The 21027-nt window shown below is 41.9% G+C and carries 18 protein-coding genes; 12 read left to right on the plus strand and 6 right to left on the minus strand.

Going from position 1 to position 21027, the window contains the following annotated elements; all coding sequences use genetic code 11:
* Positions 1–223 precede the first annotated feature (223 nt).
* Complete coding sequence (gene uup / locus KHS79_RS09630) at positions 224–2146, plus strand: ATP-binding cassette ATPase Uup (protein WP_212718558.1); 1923 nt, start codon at positions 224–226, stop codon at positions 2144–2146.
* A gap of 68 nt (positions 2147–2214) precedes the next feature.
* Here the strand turns inward: uup and KHS79_RS09635 are convergent, their stop codons facing one another.
* Positions 2215–2646, minus strand: coding sequence for a universal stress protein (locus KHS79_RS09635; RefSeq protein ID WP_027706613.1), 432 nt, complete (start codon positions 2644–2646; stop codon positions 2215–2217).
* Positions 2647–2797: 151 nt separating this feature from the next.
* Here KHS79_RS09635 and KHS79_RS09640 point away from each other — a divergent pair, with 151 nt between their 5' ends.
* The 6 genes from KHS79_RS09640 (at position 2798) to KHS79_RS09665 (ending at position 11241) form a co-directional block, all read left to right on the plus strand.
* Positions 2798–3271, plus strand: coding sequence for a hypothetical protein (locus tag KHS79_RS09640; protein ID WP_212718559.1), 474 nt, complete (start codon positions 2798–2800; stop codon positions 3269–3271).
* Between the two features lie 555 nt (positions 3272–3826).
* Positions 3827–5977 carry a fatty acid oxidation complex subunit alpha FadB gene (fadB, locus tag KHS79_RS09645; RefSeq protein WP_212718560.1) on the plus strand — a complete coding sequence of 717 codons (2151 nt, stop codon included), beginning with the start codon at positions 3827–3829 and terminating at the stop codon, positions 5975–5977.
* 29 nt (positions 5978–6006) lie between these two features.
* Entirely contained in the window at positions 6007–7182 is a 1176-nt protein-coding gene (fadA, locus tag KHS79_RS09650; protein WP_094787092.1) for an acetyl-CoA C-acyltransferase FadA, read from the plus strand.
* A 300-nt stretch (positions 7183–7482) separates the two neighbouring features.
* A complete protein-coding gene (topA, locus tag KHS79_RS09655) occupies positions 7483–10149 on the plus strand; it encodes a type I DNA topoisomerase (RefSeq protein ID WP_212718561.1) in 2667 nt (888 codons plus the stop codon).
* A 43-nt stretch (positions 10150–10192) separates the two neighbouring features.
* Positions 10193–10831 carry a hypothetical protein gene (locus KHS79_RS09660; RefSeq protein WP_212718562.1) on the plus strand — a complete coding sequence of 213 codons (639 nt, stop codon included), beginning with the start codon at positions 10193–10195 and terminating at the stop codon, positions 10829–10831.
* Between the two features lie 173 nt (positions 10832–11004).
* On the plus strand, positions 11005–11241 hold the full coding sequence (locus KHS79_RS09665; protein WP_027706608.1) for a hypothetical protein: 237 nt from the start codon (positions 11005–11007) through the stop codon (positions 11239–11241).
* 174 nt (positions 11242–11415) lie between these two features.
* On the opposite strand, the gene KHS79_RS09670 is transcribed toward KHS79_RS09665, so the two are convergent.
* A complete protein-coding gene (locus tag KHS79_RS09670; RefSeq protein ID WP_051310665.1) occupies positions 11416–11850 on the minus strand; it encodes a SulA-like leucine-rich domain-containing protein in 435 nt (144 codons plus the stop codon).
* A gap of 728 nt (positions 11851–12578) precedes the next feature.
* On the opposite strand from KHS79_RS09670, the gene KHS79_RS09675 reads away from it, so the two are divergent.
* Complete coding sequence (locus KHS79_RS09675; RefSeq protein WP_212718563.1) at positions 12579–13139, plus strand: hypothetical protein; 561 nt, start codon at positions 12579–12581, stop codon at positions 13137–13139.
* Between the two features lie 51 nt (positions 13140–13190).
* Here the strand turns inward: KHS79_RS09675 and KHS79_RS09680 are convergent, their stop codons facing one another.
* The 3 genes from KHS79_RS09680 to KHS79_RS09690 all read right to left on the minus strand — a co-directional run bounded on the left by KHS79_RS09680 (position 13191) and on the right by KHS79_RS09690 (position 16087).
* Positions 13191–13922 (minus strand): hypothetical protein, encoded by a 732-nt coding sequence (locus tag KHS79_RS09680; RefSeq protein ID WP_212718564.1) that lies wholly within the window; start codon positions 13920–13922, stop codon positions 13191–13193.
* An 87-nt stretch (positions 13923–14009) separates the two neighbouring features.
* Positions 14010–14720, minus strand: a complete 711-nt coding sequence (locus KHS79_RS09685) for a hypothetical protein (protein WP_212718565.1) — start codon at positions 14718–14720, stop codon at positions 14010–14012.
* 266 nt (positions 14721–14986) lie between these two features.
* Positions 14987–16087, minus strand: coding sequence for a hypothetical protein (locus KHS79_RS09690; protein WP_212718566.1), 1101 nt, complete (start codon positions 16085–16087; stop codon positions 14987–14989).
* 416 nt (positions 16088–16503) lie between these two features.
* Here KHS79_RS09690 and KHS79_RS09695 point away from each other — a divergent pair, with 416 nt between their 5' ends.
* On the plus strand, positions 16504–16785 hold the full coding sequence (locus KHS79_RS09695; RefSeq protein ID WP_212718567.1) for a hypothetical protein: 282 nt from the start codon (positions 16504–16506) through the stop codon (positions 16783–16785).
* Positions 16786–16978: 193 nt separating this feature from the next.
* On the opposite strand, the gene KHS79_RS09700 is transcribed toward KHS79_RS09695, so the two are convergent.
* Positions 16979–17128, minus strand: coding sequence for a hypothetical protein (locus tag KHS79_RS09700; RefSeq protein ID WP_212718568.1), 150 nt, complete (start codon positions 17126–17128; stop codon positions 16979–16981).
* A 501-nt stretch (positions 17129–17629) separates the two neighbouring features.
* On the opposite strand from KHS79_RS09700, the gene KHS79_RS09705 reads away from it, so the two are divergent.
* The 3 genes from KHS79_RS09705 (at position 17630) to KHS79_RS09715 (ending at position 20681) form a co-directional block, all read left to right on the plus strand.
* Positions 17630–18631, plus strand: a complete 1002-nt coding sequence (locus KHS79_RS09705) for a PilW family protein (RefSeq protein ID WP_212718569.1) — start codon at positions 17630–17632, stop codon at positions 18629–18631.
* 751 nt (positions 18632–19382) lie between these two features.
* A complete protein-coding gene (locus KHS79_RS09710) occupies positions 19383–20243 on the plus strand; it encodes a PEP-CTERM sorting domain-containing protein (RefSeq protein ID WP_212718571.1) in 861 nt (286 codons plus the stop codon).
* A gap of 225 nt (positions 20244–20468) precedes the next feature.
* A complete protein-coding gene (locus KHS79_RS09715) occupies positions 20469–20681 on the plus strand; it encodes a hypothetical protein (protein ID WP_212718573.1) in 213 nt (70 codons plus the stop codon).
* Positions 20682–21027 lie beyond the last annotated feature (346 nt).

Here is a 21027-nt window from a genome sequence, read left to right on the forward strand (position 1 = left end):
GTTAAGCCATTACTAGTCGATCTGTTAGTTGCTAGTAGCTGTTAATTACTATTAGAGCCGTTAAAGGTTGAATTGTTACAGGACATAGACCTAATGTGCACTAGGTTGATAGGTAAGATGTTTTTAGTGTGAATTAATTCTCACTTATTCGTTGCTTTCTTATTATTTGTTACGCTTAGCCACTGTGAAATTAGTTGCTGTGAAAAAGAGGTTGTAATCCCTTATGCCAATTATGCGCTTTGATGAAGTTTCTCTCGCGTTTGGTGCAATGCCGTTATTAGATCAGGTCAGTTTTCAAGTTGATAGTGGTGAGCGCATTTGTTTTATTGGGCGAAATGGGGTGGGTAAATCCAGCCTTTTAAAAGTAGTTGAAGGTATTCAGGATATTGATGGTGGTACGCTTTGGCGTCAACCAGAGCTACGTATCAGTGCACTCCCACAAGAACTTCCCAAAGCGGATGAGAAAACCGTTTACCAGGTGGTGGCTGAAGGCTTAGCTGAAGTAGGTGAGCTACTTACCCAGTATCATCAACTTACTCATCAAGCAAATGATGAAGCAAGCTTGCAAACGTTGGCTCATGTCCAGTCGGCCTTGGAGCAAAAAGATGGGTGGCGTTTAAACCAGCGTATTGAAACCATGATCAAGCGCTTGAACTTGCCTGAAGATAAAACCATGGCAGAGCTGTCGGGAGGCTGGCGAAGACGGGTTATTTTGGCGCAAGCGCTGGTCAGTGATCCGGAATTATTGCTGCTGGATGAGCCGACCAACCACTTGGATATAGCCGCCATTGAATGGCTTGAACAGCAGTTAGCTGAGTTTAAAGGCGCGGTATTATTCATTACCCACGACCGCTCTTTTTTACAGAAAGTGGCTACCCGAATTATTGAGCTGGATAGAGGCTTGATCACCAGTTGGAGTGGTGACTACGCTAGCTTTTTGGCACATAAAGCTCATCAACTGGAAGTTGAAGCCAGTCAGAATGCTGAATTTGATAAAAAACTGGCACAAGAAGAAGCCTGGATTAGACAGGGAATAAAGGCACGACGGACACGAAATGAAGGTCGAGTCAGAGCACTGCAGGCACTTCGCAAAGAACGAGCTCAACGTCGAGAAGTTCAGGGTAAAGCCAAACTGCAACTAGATAAAGCTGAGCAATCGGGCAAGCTGGTTGTAGAAGCTGAACATGTTTGCCACGGCTATGATGAAGCTCTCTTAATTGATGACTTTTCATGCCGACTGCTACGTGGTGATCGGGTTGGTTTGATTGGTCCCAATGGCGTCGGTAAAAGTACTTTATTGAGGCTGCTACTGGGACAGGAAAAACCACAGTCAGGGACTATTAAGCATGGTACTAAGCTAGAAGTAGCGTATTTTGACCAGCTACGACTTCAGCTTGATGAAGAAAAAACCGTGCTAGACAACGTGGCTGATGGACGTGACAGTATTGAAATTGGTGGTAAGTCTCGACATATCATGAGTTATCTGCAGGACTTTTTATTTACCCCTGAGCGTATCCGTACCCCCGTCAAGGCATTATCAGGTGGTGAGCGTAACCGTTTGCTGCTGGCTCGTATGTTCAGTAAACCTGCCAATATGTTGGTGATGGACGAGCCAACCAATGATTTGGATGTTGAAACCCTGGAGCTTTTGGAAGAGGCGCTACTGGACTTTAATGGCACATTGCTATTAGTCAGTCACGACCGTACCTTTTTAGATAATGTTGTGACCTCAACCTTTGTCTTTGAAGGTAATGGTCAAGTCAAAGAATATGTTGGTGGTTACCATGACTGGATTCGACAAGGGGGGGCATTTAAGGATTTAGTGTCTGCAGCGCAACCGGAAGAATCACCACAGCCTATAGAAAAAGCAGCACCCCTTGCTCAACAAAAAGCTGAAAATGAGCTTAAGCGTTCACGAAAAAAACTCAGTTATAAATTACAGCGAGAGTTGGAACAGCTGCCAGAAGAAATTGAAGACTTGGAGCAGCAGCAAAGTATGCTTGAACAGCAAGTGAATGCGCCAGACTTTTATCAGCAGGAACAAGCTCAAGTGCAATCAACATTACAACAGCTGACGGAGTTACAGCAGCAAATTGAAGACAAGCTTGAACGCTGGACTGAGTTAGAAGCCATGCAGTCTGAATAGCGTTATATAGAGCGATTCCCATGTAGATGGGCATCGCTTTTACAAATAGTCATTAATACACAATAAATTTACTTGCCGACCCGAACGGCCAGCACATCGCATTTAGCACCATGAAGAATACCTGTAGAGGTGGAGCCGAGTATCAGGGCTAGCCCATGACGTCCATGGCTGCCGACCACAATCAGGTCAACGTTTCGCTCTTCAGCAATACGGTGAATTTCTTTCTCGGGGCGTCCATACACGACATGTTGATGGCCTTCATTATTAAGGCGCTTAGCCAGCTCGCTGATCCGTTGACGGGCCTGCTGTGCAATTTCTTCTTGTAGTGTGGTTAAGTCCAGAGGAATATCACTGCCATAAGCAACACTTAAAGGTTCAACAACATGAACCAGGGTAATATCAGCATTGTGGTCTTTGGCTATCTCCTGGGCACGTTGCAAAACAATATCGGCTTCTTCTGTTAAATCCACGGCAACCAGAATATGTTTATAACGACTCATTAAAGTGACTCCTTGCTTTTTATATAACTTATTTAACAGGACTTATTGATGTGTCCGTGCGTCCTGGAAAACACATTACCCACAATGTGTTGTCTATAAAATACGGCTGAGTAGTATTAAATCTATCGTAACGGTATTGTAGGAAAAATTTATGACGTATCTCATTATCTTGCTGGGTGTACTTGCAATTGCAGGGTCGCTGATGTGGATATTGCCCTCACCCGCAGACCGAAAGCGAATGGCGCTGCGTCAGGCAGCAATAGCAAAAGGGATAGAAGTACGCCAAACGCCTTATAATGATAAAAATGGAAAATCAGTCACCTGTATTGGTTACACCTGTCGCATAGCGCGACCCCAAGGTGATATTGAAATTATCCTGCAGCATGAGTTAAACGATTCGCCGCAGTGGACTGGATGGCCTGCTGCAGTTAATGATCGTCGCTTGCAGCCGCACTGGTCTGCTTTGCAACAAATGGTCGCATCATTGCCTGATGACGTTGTGCGAGTATCAATCACGTCAGCCTATGTCTCTGTATTGTGGCAGGAAAAGGGAACACCAGAGGCACTAGACAACATTATGCATTTTTTACATCAGGTTAAAGGCTGGCTGGAACCATCTGTGTGAGTTAAGGGTTTTTCAAGCCTTGCTACACCTGAAGGACCCGCTCGATGAGTATTATGAAGTAGCTCTGATACGTGCATTCAGCTGATGCTTGTCATTAAAGTGTCATGCTGGTTGGATTGTTTTACCAATGTGCTGGTAAGAGTGTGCAGGTAAGACAGGTAATGTGTTTTTCTTGACGGATCATCATTTTGCAATCGCTTGGACGTTAGGGTTAAAGCGTAGCCAATTAATTCTATCTTTCTCTACTCAGTAACGAAGATGTTCCATTTAGATGTGATTCTGACTTAAAGGTCATTTTATTTTTGACTTAAGGGTTATTGACAAATTGTCTGTTTTTAACGAAGGTTGCAATCTATAATTAAACAAACGTATGAATTATTGCTTACTCAACTTGTAGAACTATAAGCCGGTGGCACCGGCAGACTGTGTACCTTATGACAGAACATGCTATCTCTATGCAACCCATCTCCTGCTGGCGCGAGTGCGTTAGCTGTTGTCAGTAAGCCACACAGTTTTTGATCGGAACACAAGCTAACTCAGCGTGGAGATCACTAGATGATTTATGAAGGTCAGGCCATAACGGTTAAGCTCCTGGAAGAGGGTATTGCCGAGTTGCAATTTAATTTGCAAGGAGAATCGGTCAATAAATTTAATAAACAAACGCTACTGGAACTCCAGCAATCTGTGGTGGAGCTTAAGGCAAATAGTGCAGTAAAAGGTCTGGTGGTTACGAGCGGTAAAGATGTATTTATTGTTGGCGCAGACATTGGAGAATTTTTGGATAACTTCTCCCTGCCCGAAGAAGAACTCATGGAATTAAATCTACAGGCCAATGCCATCTTTAGTGCGTTTGAGGACTTACCATTCCCAACAGTGATTGCGGTTAATGGTATTGCCTTAGGTGGCGGCATGGAGATGTGTTTGGCGGGTGATTATCGCGTAATGGCCGATACTGCCCGTGTTGGCTTACCTGAGGTTAAGCTTGGGATTTATCCTGGTTTTGGTGGCACTGTTCGCTTACCTCGACTGGTGGGGGCCGATAATGCCATTGAGTGGATATGTGCAGGTAAAGAGCATGATGCTGAGTCTGCCCGTAAAGTGGGTGTAGCAGATGTAGTGGTTCCTCTGGATAAGCTACATGACACTGCAGTCAATTTGGCGAAACGCTGTGTCAGTGGTGAGCTGGATTATCTGGCAAAAAGGCAGCCAAAGTATGAAAAATTAAAGCTGAATAATATTGAATCGATGATGGCGTTTGAAACATCAAAAGCCTATGTTGCTTCACAAGCAGGTCCAAACTACCCAGCACCTGTTGAAGCTATTAAAGCCATGCAAAAAGCTTCCACCAAAGGCCGTGATGAGGCGCTAAAGATTGAAGCCAAAGGTTTTGTGAAAATGGCCAAAACCAGTGTGGCGAAAAACCTCATTAATTTATTTTTGCATGATCAAGCCTTAAAAAAGCAAGCAAAAGACTATCAGGAAAAAGCGGCGAAGGTGACCAAAGCGGGTGTCTTGGGAGCCGGTATTATGGGCGGTGGTATTGCCTATCAGTCTGCGTATAAAGGCACGCCTATTGTCATGAAAGACATTAACCAGCAAGGTTTGGATCTGGGTCTGCAAGAAGCCGCCAAGCTGTTGGTAAAACGTGTTGATAAAGGACGGATGTCAGCGGCGGGGATGGCAGAGGTACTCAATCGTATTGTACCTGTACTGTCTTATGGTGAGTTGAATAATGTCGACCTGGTAGTGGAAGCAGTTGTTGAAAATCTGTCAATAAAACATAAAGCACTTGCTGAAGTCGAAGGCCAGCTTGCTGAAAACGCGGTATTAACTTCTAACACCTCAACGATTTCCATTACTGAACTCGCTAAATCGCTTAAGCACCCAGAGCGTTTCTGTGGTATGCACTTTTTTAACCCAGTACATATGATGCCGCTGGTGGAAGTCATTCGTGGTGAAAAAACCAGCGAAGAAACGGTGGCGACTGTTGTTGCCTATGCCAAATCATTAGGGAAGACACCTATTGTCGTCAATGACTGCCCAGGCTTTTTGGTGAACCGCATATTGTTTCCTTATTTTGGTGGTTTTGCCCTGTTATTGCGCGATGGGGCTGACCTTGTCCAGATTGATAAGGTGATGGAGCGTTTTGGTTGGCCAATGGGACCTGCTTACCTGTTGGACGTTGTAGGTATTGATACCGCAGCACATGCTGAAAAAGTCATGGCTGATGGCTTTCCTGATCGTATGAAACGAGATTTCAAGAGTGCTCTCGATGTTCTGTTCGCTGAAAAGCGTTATGGCCAGAAAAACAGTTTAGGTTTTTATCGCTATGAGCCTGATAAGCGTGGCAAACCGAAGAAGAAAGTGGATGCAGATGTTCAAGCATTACTGAAAGAGGTGACTCAACCCTCACGGGAGTTCACTGAAGAAGAGATTATTGCACGGATGATGATTCCTCTGTGTCTGGAGACAGTTCGCTGTCTGGAAGACAACATTGTAGCCAGTGCACATGAAGCGGATATGGGGTTGATTTATGGTATTGGCTTCCCTCCCTTCCGCGGAGGCGCATTGCGTTATATCCAAGACATGGGAATTGCTGAATTCTGTGCACTAGCAGACCAGTACGCTGAGTTGGGGCCACTTTACCAGCCCACAGCAAAACTTAGGGAAATGGCAAAGAACGGCCAGCTTTTTTTTGATAACTAATTCAGTGACTGGAAGAGGGTACAAGAACCATGAGCTTACAACCAAGAGATGCGGTCGTTGTTGATTTCGTGCGGACCCCGATGGGGCGTGCCAAAGGTGGCATGTATCGCCATGTTCGTGCAGATAGCCTGTCAGGTAAGCTGATTACAGCGCTTTTAGCGCGTAATACGGATGTGAACCCGGCTGAGGTTGAAGATGTGATTTGGGGGTGTGTTAACCAAACACTGGAGCAAGGTTGGAATATTGCCCGGATGGCTATGTTGATGACACCTATTCCTCATACTTCCTGCGGCCAAACAGTCAGCCGCTTATGTGGCTCTTCAATGTCTGCATTACATACTGCAACACAGGCTATTATGACCAATAATGGTGATGTGTTTGTCGTTGGCGGTGTTGAGCATATGGGTCATATCAGTATGATGCATGGCGTTGATCCAAACCCTGAGCTTAGCCTTCATGCAGCGAAAGCCGCTGGTATGATGGGAATTACCGCTGAATTTCTCAGTAAAATGCACGGCATTGGTCGTAAACCACAGGATGAGTTCGGTGCGCGATCTCATCAACGTGCTCATAAGGCGACAATTGAAGGGCGTTTTGCCAACGAAATTGCACCGATGGAAGGTTTGGATGAAGATGGCAATTTAAGGATATTTACTGAGGATGAAACAATTCGTCCAGAAACGACTTACGAAACACTGAGTCAGCTTCGTCCGGCGTTTGATCCTAAAGCGGGCACTATTACAGCAGGCACGTCTTCACAAATAACTGATGGTGCATCTGCTATGTTGGTAATGTCTGCTCAGCGAGCAAAAGATTTAGGTTTAACGCCTATTGCTAAAGTACGAGCGATGGCTACGGCAGGTGTAGACCCTTCCATTATGGGTTATGGGCCTGTACCTGCGACCAAGAAAGCCTTGAAGCGCGCGGGATTGACCATGAATGATATTGACCATGTTGAGCTCAATGAGGCGTTTGCTGCACAGGCATTACCTGTATTAAAAGATCTGAAATTACTTGACAAAATGGATGAAAAAGTCAATCTCAATGGAGGAGCAATTGCGCTTGGTCATCCGTTTGGTTGTTCTGGTACCCGAATCTCTGGTACATTGTTGAACATTATGCAACAACAGAATGGTACTTTGGGTATAGCCACCATGTGTATAGGACTTGGCCAAGGGATCACCACGGTCTTTGAACGGGTTTAATTCCTGGTATACGTCAAAAGCCGGAGGTTAACTCCGGCTTTTTTGTTTTAAGAGACTTTATTTGTTTTGGGTTTTTGTGATTGCGATTTAAAGTATTTTTTAGGTAAATCGCGTTTAATGATCGCGGCTTGAGATAGCGGCTTTAGGTGTATGTTGTTGCTTTTAGTACATATTTGGGATGATGACAGCTATGAGTAGACTTGATAGTGTGTAAGATCGTCCTTATATATGTCGCAAAATTCAATAGATTTTCTATCTTTATGGATAAATTTACGTTTGTTCTGGAAATGACAGGTCAGCATGGGTAAATCATTAGTAATTGTTGAGTCGCCAGCAAAAGCCAAGACAATAAACAAATACCTGGGTAGCAATTATATCGTTAAGTCCAGTGTGGGTCATATCCGTGACTTACCAGTAAGTGGGAATAAAAAGGCAGTCGATCCCAAGGCGCGTGCAAAAGCTGCAGCAGAAACACGTAAACTGACGCCGGAACAGCGCGCTATCCATAAGGAGCGTAAGGCCAAAGAACAACTCATTGGTCGTATGGGGGTTGATCCGGAAAATGACTGGAAAGCGCAATATGAAGTGCTGCCTGGCAAAGAAAAAGTTGTTGATGAATTAAAAAAATTAGCCAAGGGTGTTGACCAGATATATCTGGCAACGGACTTGGACCGTGAAGGAGAAGCCATTGCCTGGCACTTGCAGGAAATCATTGGCGGAGATAGTGACCGCTATCGTCGGGTCGTTTTTAATGAAATTACCAAAAAAGCGATTCAGGAAGCGTTTGAGTGCCCTGTGCAAGTGGATAAAAATCGAGTCAATGCGCAGCAGGCACGACGGTTTTTAGATCGTGTCGTGGGTTACATGGTATCTCCTTTGCTTTGGGCCAAAATAGCCCGAGGTTTATCGGCAGGGCGTGTGCAATCAGTTGCTGTTCGATTAATTGTTGAGCGGGAGCGAGAAATTCGTGCGTTTGTTCCCGAAGAATACTGGGAAGTTTTTGCAGACCTTACCACCGATGATGGTCATGCACTGCGTTTGCAAGTGACTAAACAGAGCGATAAAGCATTTCGTCCTGTCAATAAAGCGCAGACAGATGCTGCTTTAGCGCAATTACAAAAAGCCAGTTATGCAGTAAAAAATGTTGAACAAAAGCCGACTCAAACTAAGCCTCCTGCACCGTTTATCACGTCAACCCTTCAGCAAGCAGCCAGTACGCGTTTAGGTTTTAGTGTTAAAAAAACCATGACGTTAGCGCAGCGCTTGTACGAAGCAGGCCATATTACCTACATGCGTACTGACTCAACCAACCTCAGTCAAGATGCGGTAGACAGTTGTCGTGAGTATATTACAGAACATTTTGATAAATCCTATTTACCGAAAGCGGCTAACCGCTACTCCAGTAAAGAAGGTGCTCAAGAAGCTCATGAGGCCATTCGCCCCTCTTTTGTCAATGCGCAGCCTGGTTCTATTGATGGGCTAGAGAGAGATGCTGAGCGTTTATATGAGTTAATTTGGCGACAGTTTGTAGCCTGTCAGATGTCACCAGCAGAATACCTCAGTACCAGTATTGTCGTAGGGGCTGATAACTTTGAATTAAGAACACGGGGTCGTGTGCTTAAATTCGCCGGCTTTACCAAAGTGTTAACGCCTATCGGTAAGAAGGGAGAGGACATAATTCTCCCTGAGTTGACGGTTAAGCAGTTACTTGCATTACAAGCGCTCGATCCGAGTCAGCATTATACCAAGCCACCTGCACGATTTACGGAAGCATCTTTAGTGAAAGAGCTTGAAAAGCGTGGCATTGGACGACCTTCGACGTATGCTTCAATTATTTCTACCATTCAGGATCGTGGCTATGTGAAGCTGGAAAGTCGCCGTTTTTATGCTGAAAAAATGGGGGATATTGTTACCGATCGGCTCACAGAAAACTTTAAAGACTTAATGGATTATAGTTTTACAGCCAATATGGAAGAGAACCTCGACCATATCGCTACGGGTGAGTTGAATTGGAAACAGTTGTTGAATAGTTTTTATGCGGACTTTTCCAAAAAGCTAACGCTGGCAAATGATACTGAAAAGGGAATGCGTGCTAATGAGCCCACCATGACAGATATTGACTGTCCTTCGTGTGGGCGCAAAATGCAGATTCGTACGGCCAGTACCGGCGTATTTTTAGGCTGCTCTGGCTATGCACTGCCACCAAAAGAACGTTGTAAATCAACCATCAATCTGGTGCCGGGTGAAGAAGCGGTTGCGGCCGATGATGAAGAGGGTGAGGTTAATGCATTACGTGCTAAACATCGCTGTACTAAATGTGGTACTGCGATGGATAGCTACTTGCTTGATGCACAACGTAAGCTGCATATTTGTGGTAATAATCCGGATTGTTCAGGTTATGAAATTGAAGCAGGGCAGTTTAAATTAAAAGGCTATGAAGGGCCAACCCTTGAGTGTGATAAGTGTGGTGCAGAAATGCAACTTAAGACAGGACGCTTTGGTAAGTACTTTGACTGTACCAGTGAAAGCTGTAAAAACACCCGTAAATTACTTAAAAACGGTGAGCCTGCACCACCTAAAATGGATCCTATTCCAATGCCTGAGCTTGCTTGCGAGAAGGTAGATGATACGTACGTACTTCGTGATGGGGCTTCCGGTTTATTTTTGGCGGCAAGCCAGTTTCCTAAAAATCGTGAAACACGCGCGCCATTAGTGAAAGAATTATTACCTCATCAGCAGGCTTTAGATGTTAAATACCACTTTTTGCTGTCAGCACCGCAAAGTGATCCTGAGGGAAATCCTGCGGTTATCCGTTTCAGTCGTAAAACGCAAGAGCAGTATGTTATGACTGAAGTTGATGGTAAGGCTACCGGTTGGCGCGCATTTTATCGAGATGGAAAATGGGCCATAGAGCAGAGTAAGCGTAAAACTGCCACCAAAACCAGCAAGAAAAGCGCAGGTGCTTAATTGATAGCTAAATGCAGGGTGTACATTTGCTGTTGTATAGATTATGTCCGGATTAACTGAATCAACTCAATTACAAGCATGTCAGCGCTATGTTGATGTGCGTACTCAGCGGGCATTACAGCTAATGCAGCATTGGCAGCAGCAGACTGAGGATAATGTTGAGTGTGACCAGAGTTCATCTTCTCAGCATTTTTTTGCAGATGCTTTTCTCTTGCTGTTATGGCAGGCTGTTATTGGCTGGGTGAATGAGCTAAATGTGCATTACCAGTGTCATTGTGAGGCTGTGCAGCTACTTAATCCTCAGGATATAACGGAAGTCTCGTCATTGCCTATGGATATTCAACATTTATTTGAGCTAGCCAGTCAACCTGATGCCTGGCTAGCTCAACTGTTGAGAGCCGTTAGGCCAATTTTGGTGGGGGCGAGTGTCAGCTCATCCCTTTCCATGCCATCACCGATGGGCGTTATAGGTGGTGAAGGTGACCAGCATATAAATCAGGTGTTGAGTACTCAGATTCCGGTCAAACAGCTTGATGTACAGGCTACTTCTGCAGAGGCTGTTGACGTGTTATTAAGTGATAATATAAGCATCACGGACAGGGTCTTCCAATGTGGTAATACATGGTTGACTTCTTTACTGGAGGAAATCAGACGAGTGCGAATGCTGCTCATTGAATATTAATTATTAAAAAATAACCAAGTAGTCGCTACTTTCTAGGTGTCTTTAGCCGGTAATAATTTAATTATACTGTTTGTGTTGGTAGGCGTTCCCTGATAAGTTTATAGTTTCGGGTTGTGCCTTGCTCTTGTAGTGGTAGAATGGCCAAAGTGTTTAACTGTTATTGAGAAGAAATCATGCCTTCTTATTTGGAAATTATTGAGTTACCGGATGGAGACATTGCGTTACAGCGAACGGACACAGAAGAGGAGCAGCCACTGGTAACAATCAGCTTTTCTGAAGAGGCAAAAGCAATTTTGCAAGAAAATCACGTTGAGGTTGCAAAGGCAATGATGAGTGCTGGAATTCAAATGGTAGGCCTCATGTCTGAGTCAACGCTAGAAGCTGATGAAAAAGACCACGTTTTGCATTAGCCCATTTTCTGTCATCTGTTGTTAATGCATATCCACAGTATTTAGGCCATTAGCAGCTGCTGGTGGCGATTCCTTCCTGTAATGATCCGAGCTTTTTAGGCATCAAGTCTTACCTAAAAACCTTTTTATTTTTAATGGAGTAGCATCCTAATGGCTAGGGGTGATCCTTAATTGTTAGACAAGAATTTTTTGTAAAATATTAATGGCTTGACTATTACCCCGTTGTGCAGCCCCTTCTAGTAATTCCACAGTATGCTCATCAATATAATCCAGCCAGCAGACGACGGTATGGCTTTTTCCCATTTGTAAGGCTTGCAAGGTAAGCTGTAACAGTGAAACCTCACTCGTTGCGGTCAAAAACAATGTTGTTTGCCGATTGAGTTTAGAATCTTGCAGCCAGCGTATAGTGAGTGATTTAAGCTCGGGTGGACAAACGATGGTTAACCAGCGCTTAGTATTATCATTATTAAGATCCGCTAATATTGAGGGTATAATTGATGCCAGAAGCTGTTCAGGCCCTGAAAAAACAAACTCACTTACTCGACCTCGTTTGCTATTTTTATGATGTTGTCGTTGTAAAATAGGTCGGGCTTCAACCTGAATAGACATGAATATTCTTCCATTTTTTTCCAAAACCCGAACCGGATAATACCAACAAACCATAATTTCAACTTTGCAGTAATTCACTCTTATAATGTTTTTTGCTTAGTCGATAAATTAAGGTGATAAATATCTTATTTTTTTGCTATGTCTCTCGACTTTATAATTTGTCACTAAAAATAATAAAAAAAGTGTAGAAACATCTGAGATCGCTGAGTAATGCGTAATTTTGATACTTAATTCACATTTAATTAACGTATACTCACAGCGAACACGCCGTAAACCCTTCCCTGGAGGCTCCTTAAGCCTGAATAGCTGCTGCATCTTTGCGACAGGCAGTTTGCTGTGCGTGATTCTGCATTTGTCTTCCTCTGGCCATTACCATAGGGAAATACCACAGGTGTCATTCATCGTAACTGGGTAAAGTAAAAGAAGAGGGTTTACAGTGTTTGAATTTTTTTGTGAACCATAAAGGTAAGTTGTAAAGGCTATAAGTATATGGTCGGTAGCTATTTTTTGCGTGCCATTATCCCATACAGCTTTGCAATTTAAACGGTGATGTTAGTAAGAAAGAGTATTTTTAACAGTAGGAGATACTTTGTTATATAGATAGTAATGCAGTATTTAATTAGCTGTTCGTAGTTATCTGTAATCAAAATCAAGAGGTGAGTTATAAGCTTGGCTAAAGGAAATGGAGGGTTTATTTAGCTTATCAGCAAATTAGCAGGGAGGTTGTAATGAATAAAGCAACGTTATTTACATTAACTTGGGTATATGTCTGTACGGCTACAGCTGTTTATGCTATGCCGCCACATTATCCTGATTTAACCAAAGGTGGAAATCGTTGGTTAGTGACCTTTTACAATGATACCAGTCCTACACATGATCAATGGGCTACGCAAGGAATTTGTTTTTATCCAACAGGCAATGTGGGTACACATCAACAGTATGTTTGGGTTTCTGATACTTACCCTGATTGGAATGGCAGAGCAACCCAAGAAGGTGACCAAATCTTTATGCATGGTGACTTTAGGTGGTATCACAATATTCCTTATGCAGGACATGATGCACTACAGTGGCAAATTGTGACGGGGAAAAGAACCATTGGCAGTGGTCATTGGCAAGAATGGCTTACCGATGAGAAGTTCGGTCGAACTTTTGGTTGGGGAAATGCTTTGTGGCGTAGAGTTGGTCAATGTGAAATTGATAATGCGGAAGAGGCACTTGAAAAATATCGGGAATTACCTAACGACCATAAAGGCTCACCTTCAAGAAAGTTGACAGATGAGGTGTTTTAATAGTCTGGTGCAGGGCGAGGTGCCCTTAGGTCATGTTTGTTGTGCCTCGCCTCAAGGTTTTTCCTTATAGGTATAAATAATTTTTGCGCTGAAGTTACTATCTTTATCTTTAGGAATATTAGTGAGTCCTTGATAAGTGAGTAATTTATGTTCCTTTTTTTCATAGGTAATGATAATTGGGTCTATAAAAAGTCCACCAATAAATGAGTCCAGAGTCATTGTGAATGTTACAGTGTTTGTGTCTTCATCCGACTTTTTAACCTTAAAAGCGTACGTTGATGTTTCGCTGATGGATAAGAACTCAAAACGGTGGGTTTTATTCGCTAATAAACTAGCCCAGTGTTTGCGAATGAATGTATCAAAACCAGCATCAATTACTAGGTCTGATTTAAGTGGTAATTGGTGCTGTTGGCGTTGGTTATCTTCCTCATGAAGAATGACAACATTATTAGACTGAATAAAGACAGATTCGCGCTGATTAAATTTTAGGTTATTAAACACAACCTTTGGGGTAAGTGGTGTCGTTCCGTAGTCAACGGTCTTAGTGGCAAACACTTTGCCATCAGGTGAAGCATATGTCACTTGGTCACTAAGAGGCATAGCAACAATAAGCTTATTGATTTTTGTTGTCTTATTGATCTGAATGATATGTGTTTCAATATAAACGGGCTGACCTGACTTTAAATCATAGGCTTTACCTATTGCTTCTATAATGGTAGCGGCTGAGAGAGGAAATGCTGTCAAAAGTAAGAGTATGGTCAACGAGTATTTCATACCTGCCATAGTGAATTTATCCTATTGGTTTTGCTGCATTACGCTCTGTTTATATATGGATTACTGCAAGCTTACTCTGTTTTAGTGCTGTAATAGCTATGGCGTTTCAAGGTATAAGTGTACACGACTGTTGAGCTTTAAGGTACGGGTAGTATGTCCCCAGTGTTTATTGAGTAGCTTTGCTTGAAGACCAGATCGCTCTGCTTTTTTGAGGGCTTTCTCAATAACGTCTTTATAAGATATATAAGGCTTGGCAAGGTAAAAAATGAAGTCTCGATGGTAAATGAGTGCGAGTCGGGGTTCTATTATAAGGTCTGGGTGCTCAGCAGCCTCATTCAGGATTTCATTAACGCCTCGGGGAAAATAATCAACACCTCGATTGCCAAGGGCTAAAGGCTTATAGACTTGGCGCCAATCACCTTCCAGTGGAATATAATTAAGTGCGTTTGCTTTCCATACATCAGCATCATACCAACTTTTTCCTAAAGCACCGACGACTGGCAGCTGTCGAAATTCACCAAGCGAGTTGATGTTTTGATATATATAGGCTTTCCCCTTAGGGATCAGTAAGAGCCGAATACCTATTAAACCCCCCGTTAAATTTACTCTAACTGGAGTATAACGTGCATCTCTGGTAGGTGTTTGCAGCATCCAATGTAAGCTGATTCTGCCTTCATTAAGGTATTTAATGATGCGAGTTTGAGGGGTTTCAGGGTAAATGGTAATAGAGACTGGCTGATTGATAGCGTTCAACGAAGATGTTAAAAGCTCATGAAAGTATAAATGATTGTTATTGTTAAAACTCATCAAATGTAACTGTAGAACAGGCTTTGGCGATGTAGCAAAAGCGAGAGAATAGGGCAAGAGTAGTATGTAACAGAGCATGAGTCCCCGAAATGCCATAGCCTATCCTACAGTTGACGTTAAGATTACTTTTTTAAGTAAGGTAAGTGATATCTCCTAGCATAGATTAATATGGAAAAAATCGTCAGCGAGAAAATACTGCCTATGTATACCCTTCATTGTCGGTATAATGTCTTACTCGCTGACACTGTTAAGCCTTCGATGACTGACTACTTGCGACGAGTCCATCTCATAGACAATAAGCCTAATCCAAATAATGCAAGAATACCGGGTGTTGGCACAGGAGGTGGCTCATCAGGTGTTGTTTTACGAGCAGCCATTATAAATGCCTGTTCGTAGCCATCATCTTCATCATAAAGACGAATATCTGCGTGTAATGTATAGTTCTCAGGGTTTGCTAAACTGCGCATAGCTGCATCAAGTGTTGGCGATACCACGGCATAAGCGGCATTATCAGCACCTAAATTATGTTTAAAGAGAATATCGTCATTTTCAGGGTCAGGTCCTAAACAGCCTGGGTCAGGAATAAAGGTGGTTGGGTCTAGACAAACATCACCTGCTGCCAAAATCCAGTCTGTGGGCATAGGATCATTTACGCCAAGTTCAGTATTACGTAAGTAAAACGAGCCTAAACCTGAGTCATTTCCATCATTATCGGTAATCCATACTTTTGCCCAGGCAAACAAGGCTTGAGCACCAAAAGGACCTGCAGCACTGTTTAACTCATTATGGTTAAACATAACCACCATTTGGTTTTCTTCACCAAGATAATCTAGCAGAGTACCTACATTAATATCCCAACTGTCTTCTAAATCATTAAGGTTAGCCTCTGCACTGATACCACCTGGGTCAGCCACACCATTTAATGGTTCTGGTAAAACTACAGGATCAAGAGTGACGGTACTAAAGCTGTCAGTGTTAGCGGGTGCACCATCAGGCGTTCTATAAGCAGGGTCAATCAGATTACTGATGTCGGCATTACTGTTAACACCCGCATTATTGGTTCCTGTGGCTATAACAATATATTCACCATCCATCCCAAGCTCACCGGGAGCTGATTTAATGAACCAAGGTTCGGAAGGTTGAATAGTAGTTCCATAGGGGCCAGGTACAAGTGCGACTGAATTATCCGCCTGAGTAAAGTAGTTTAAAACAGGCAAAGAATAGGAAGCAAAGTCATCATATTGAATCGCATAGGGTAATAAAGGATCTGGCAATATGAGTGATAATTCTGCTGCTTGAGTTAAGGGTGCAGAGAGTCCTGCCGTTACAATTAACGCAAGTGGGAGCTTTTTAAATGGTGTTTTCATGGCACATTCCTGATGGGTTGTTTTTAAACACCCCATGTAGAGCAGGAACTATTCCAGATTAAAAAAAGTATGTTCATTCAACTAGTTAATGAATACAAAAATGGATGAGCTTTCCATTATGTAAAAAAAATTGGCTAGTGATTTATTTAAAACCTAATTTTAGGTGGCAGATATATGAGCGATTTGCTGTCTATTTACTTTACAAGGTTAGGCGTGAACTGTTTTATATGTAATGTCATAAAAATATACTATTTTAGTAAATACTCTCCTGAAGGGCTTATTTTCATGATGTTATCAGTGGTTGAAATAGTGGCTGAATGCTTATAAAGCAAGTTGGCTCTTTTTATGCTTACCCCTAGCTTACCTTTTGTCGTTGTGAATGTTTGCGAGGCTAATAAGTTACAAGGAGGCTAGCGATGTTTTTATTAGATGAGTCATCTGTAAATGAATTGTTGTTTAAACGTTTACTTGATATTCCTGAAGACCATGAATTTCGTTTAAAAAGGCATAAAAGCTCAGTAAATGAAAAAGTCAAGGAACAGTTTGTTTTTCAGGAATTTAATAAAGATGGTCAGTTGAGTGCTAGTTATAAAGTATTAAGAGTAAACCCGGAGCATTATTATGATGCCCCTTTGGTTTACGCAAAATTTGACGCTTATGGTTTGAAAGTTGCGCAAAGCTTTATTCATAATGAGTAACAGTGTTTATTCTTTTAGCTAGGGCAACCGCATATAATTTTCCCTTAAACTTGTGCCTAAAGTCTAAATAATACCCGTTGAACACGCCGTGAATCCTTCCCTGGAGGCTTGGTTGCCGCTTCCTTGCGGCAAACAGTTCAGCGGCCATTATCCAGCCTTTGTAAAGCCCTTAATATATATTGAGCTACTACTGTTATGAATTTAAGCGAGATTGGGGTAAAGCACAAAGAGGGTTGGCAATACTTGAATTTGTTTGTGAAACAGGTGCCAGGAGCACCGTTAGCAGTAGAGACCAAGGATGGTCTTCTGCTGCGGGAGGAACAAATGAATTCAAGCATTGCATGAATACAATCTCTGATCATCATAAACTCTTTTTATATGCGATTGTCCTGCTTTTTTAGCTAGGGCCTGTTAACACTATTTGAATATCACTGTTATGACGGTAAAAGCACTAATCTAGGCGCGAAGAGTGAAGTTTAGTTATTCTAAATGAACAATGAGCAACAACGAGTAGTGCTTTTACCGTCATAACCCTTCGGGCCGTGATTATTTTTCCACCTAGCAGTGTTACAAGTCATTTATGTAGAATGACTACACGGCATTCCTTGTGCCTTGCTAGGCGAAAAAATAGTCTACGGCAGTGGTGATTCAAATAGTGTTAACAGGCCCTAGAGTAATTTTAATGATTTTTCTGGTTAAATAAACGGATAAATAGTGTGCTCTTGCGTTACATGTTTATTAGCACTACAAGTAGATTTATTAAGTTTTTTTGACTTACTGTTCGATAAGCGTACCCAGGTATACAATTTTATGACAGGAGGACTCTAAAAAGGACGCTTGAGTTATGTACTCAGTTAATCATGTAAAAGGATTTACCATTATTGAGCTGCTTGTCTCAATGCTGTTGGGGCTGGTATTAATGGGGGGAATGATCAGTATCTTTAGTGCCAATCAGCAATCATATCGTGTTGTTAATGGATTGTCCCGCTTACAAGACAATGCTCGCTTAGCCTTTGACTTAATCAGTCATGACCTAAGAATGGCAGGCTATATGGGCTGTCTTTCAAAGGTTGCATTTAGTAATTTTATCAACCGCTTAAAGCCTTCAGATGTAGATTATTTGATGGATATGGGGACGCTTTTTTCTGGTTATGTGTATAAAAGCGGTACTTGGTCACCAACACTGAATACGCAATTACAGAACCTTAACCCAAGTTCATCGGCCGATATTCTAGTCGTTCGTCGAACCTCAGATGAAGGTGCTAGGGTAACACAAGCAATGCCAAACACCTCCGCAGATATTAAAGTGGAAGCCAGTATTTCACTGGAGGATGAAGAAATTGTTTTAATCAGTGATTGTACTAAAGCGACCTTATTTCAAATAACCAACTTGGCTGTCATTAGAAGTGGAACGGAATATAATATTGTTCATAATACGGGAGGGTCAATTGACCCCGGCAATGCTAAGAAAGAATTAACGGATGATGGCATTCCTTACGGAGAAGATGCCGCTATTTATAAAATGGAGTCAACCATTTATTATTTAGCCAACTCGGCTTTTCCAAATAATCAAGGTAATACTGTAACCTCGCTATGGCGCCAGGAAGGCTTGAATGCTGCAGAGGAATTGGTTAGAGGCGTTGAACAGATGACTTTCCTTTATGGTGAAGATACCAATGCGGACCAAGTGCCAAATCGTTATGTTACCGCAGATTTAGTAGGTGATATGAATAGGGTCGTCGCCATTCAGATCCATTTACGTTTAAATACGGTAGATGAAGTCAGTAGCCAGGGAAATACCATTGCCCGTGATTTTGACTTTTTTATTAAAGTTAGAAATACCTAGTAAAGATTAATCATGATTTAATTGATCGAGCAAACTATCAGTTTTTTTACAAAAGACTGTTGTTAAAGCAAAGTTAACTTACTGAAATATTTACATTTTTTAAATAACCAATCTACCTCATTAAATGCATTATCAGAGGTGATTTGCTCTCCCGCAGCAGAAGGCCTTTCCTGGTCACTGCTGCTTACCGTGCTCCCAGCACGTGTTTCACAAATAACCTCCGATAATACCCCACCTTCAGCGTTTATACCTATTTTTTATACCCCAATCATTATTTATTTAGCAATAGTGGTCTTACGATTTACAACATGGGTAGCCAGCGGCTGGATAACGCACAGTCGAACTGTTTGCCGCAAGGAAGCGGCAACCAAACCTCCAGGGAAGGATTCACGGTGTGTTTGATGGACGTTATGCAGACGTTGAACAAAGGATAGAAAAAACTACTGTAAAGTTAGGTTGAGGTCCACTGAACTGTCTGTGCATGTAGGAATTAACTGTGTAGGAGGGCATGGATTTATTAGACTTAAGCTTTTTTTACATAATCAGTACAGGGAATATGCCGTGTACCCTAATAATCTGCTTTTTATGTTTGTCTGGTTGTTGAGTCACTTATCAATAAATGGTTTTTGGACAGCTAATGAATAGGTAACGCTATGATATTCTGATATTTTTCAGTTTTGGCAATCTCCTTGCACTGTTAGGGGTGAAACAGTTTGAACACTCAATAAATTATGTGAAAGGAGAAAGGAAAATGCGCTTATCTAATATTGCCAAACTATTTACGGTTTCATGTCTTGCAGCGGCCGTTAATACGCAAGCAGGTATTCTTGATTTAACGATAGTTGCTGGTTCAGGTATCTTCCAAAACCCTACCGTAGGTCCAGGTGCAATTCCTCCTGCAACGATTGTAAACGCTGATCTTGGAGCAGATCTTAGCAGTACATTAAGTTGGGGAGTGCCAATTGCTGCAGGTGGTGATCAAAGTAACTTGGAGCTGTTAAGTCATAAGTCAATTTCAATGGTTGCTTTAGATATTCCTTATGAGATTTCAATTACCACCCATAACAATAATGTACTGAATGGGGCATTTCCTACTTTAGAAACAGCTCAGATTTTAGGTGCATTATCGTTGAGTAGTACATTAGGTGTGGGTTTTCAATCAGCATCAATTATGGGAACACCATTGGCATTAGCAACTGCACTTCAAATTGCTGATCCTGATGTGCCTGCATTAGTCCCTGTCGCAGATTATGGTAAGACATTGGTAACATTATTTGATATTGATTTTAATGAAACACCTAATGTGGTTGGCTGTCCATTTGGTAACCCACAAGGCTCTATTTGTGATGACTTTTTCTCATTAACAACATTAGCCGGGTTTCCTGTGACATTAGATTTAATGATTGATGACATGGCCTATGAGCTCTTTATTTATAGTTCATTTGATGCTGATGGATCAACCATTGAATTAGGCCCTGATTACTTTACGGCTGAGAATGCGGCGACTGATTTATATACTTTTGCTCGGTTAACTAAAGTGCCTGAGCCTACTTCTGTTGCCTTGTTAAGCCTGGGTTTATTAATGGCTAGCCGTCGTAAGTTTAAAAAATAAGGGTTGTCTGGTACTTGCTTCTTTGTTGAGCTGTGATGGAAAAAATAGCCACGATGTATTGAGCAGTATGGCTCTGCAAAGAAGGTTTTTTAATAATGTTATTTGAATTTTAATGAAAAAATAAGGCGTTTTTTTGATCTTGGTAAAGGTTTGTTGAACACCGGTAGGGTATTTTTTACAAAAGAAATATTTAAAACTGGAAGGGAAAATATAAGGAGCATTACAATGAATACTCAATGTGTTGGCCATGTTAAATGGTATTGTAAAAATAATGGGATTGGTTGTATTGATATTGATGGTATTAATCAGGTTTATATTAATCATTTGAGTTTTAAAGAACCTGGTCGACATCAATTAACACCTGGGCAAGAGGTAAGGTTATTGCTTTCAAGAAAAGAGCAAGGTGCTCACTTAGCTACCCATGTTTCCCCAATGTAAATCATAATACTCAATTGATATAAGGGTTTTTATAGTTAATTTGTTTTAAGTGCCTATTTTAAACTACCTATTTAAAGCACTGACCAGCAATTCTCTCCTCTCATTCTCTCTACTAGGCAAGGAAGCCTGTTAGAGGAATTCAACGCTTAACTCCCATTACAAACTATTTTTAGACCAACATTCTGGTGTTCCACTTGTATTTAAAAAGCGGAGAGTTGAAACGTATTTTTCGGATAGGATTACATTATTAAGGTGTTTGTTTTAAAGAAATGTTTCAATTTTAACAGGTTTTTGTCTACTACATTCTGCTTGTAGTTTTTTAGGGGCTTTAGCATAATGCGGCTAA

The sequence above is a fragment of the Zooshikella ganghwensis genome (assembly GCF_018263875.1).
GTDB lineage: Bacteria > Pseudomonadota > Gammaproteobacteria > Pseudomonadales > Zooshikellaceae > Zooshikella > Zooshikella ganghwensis.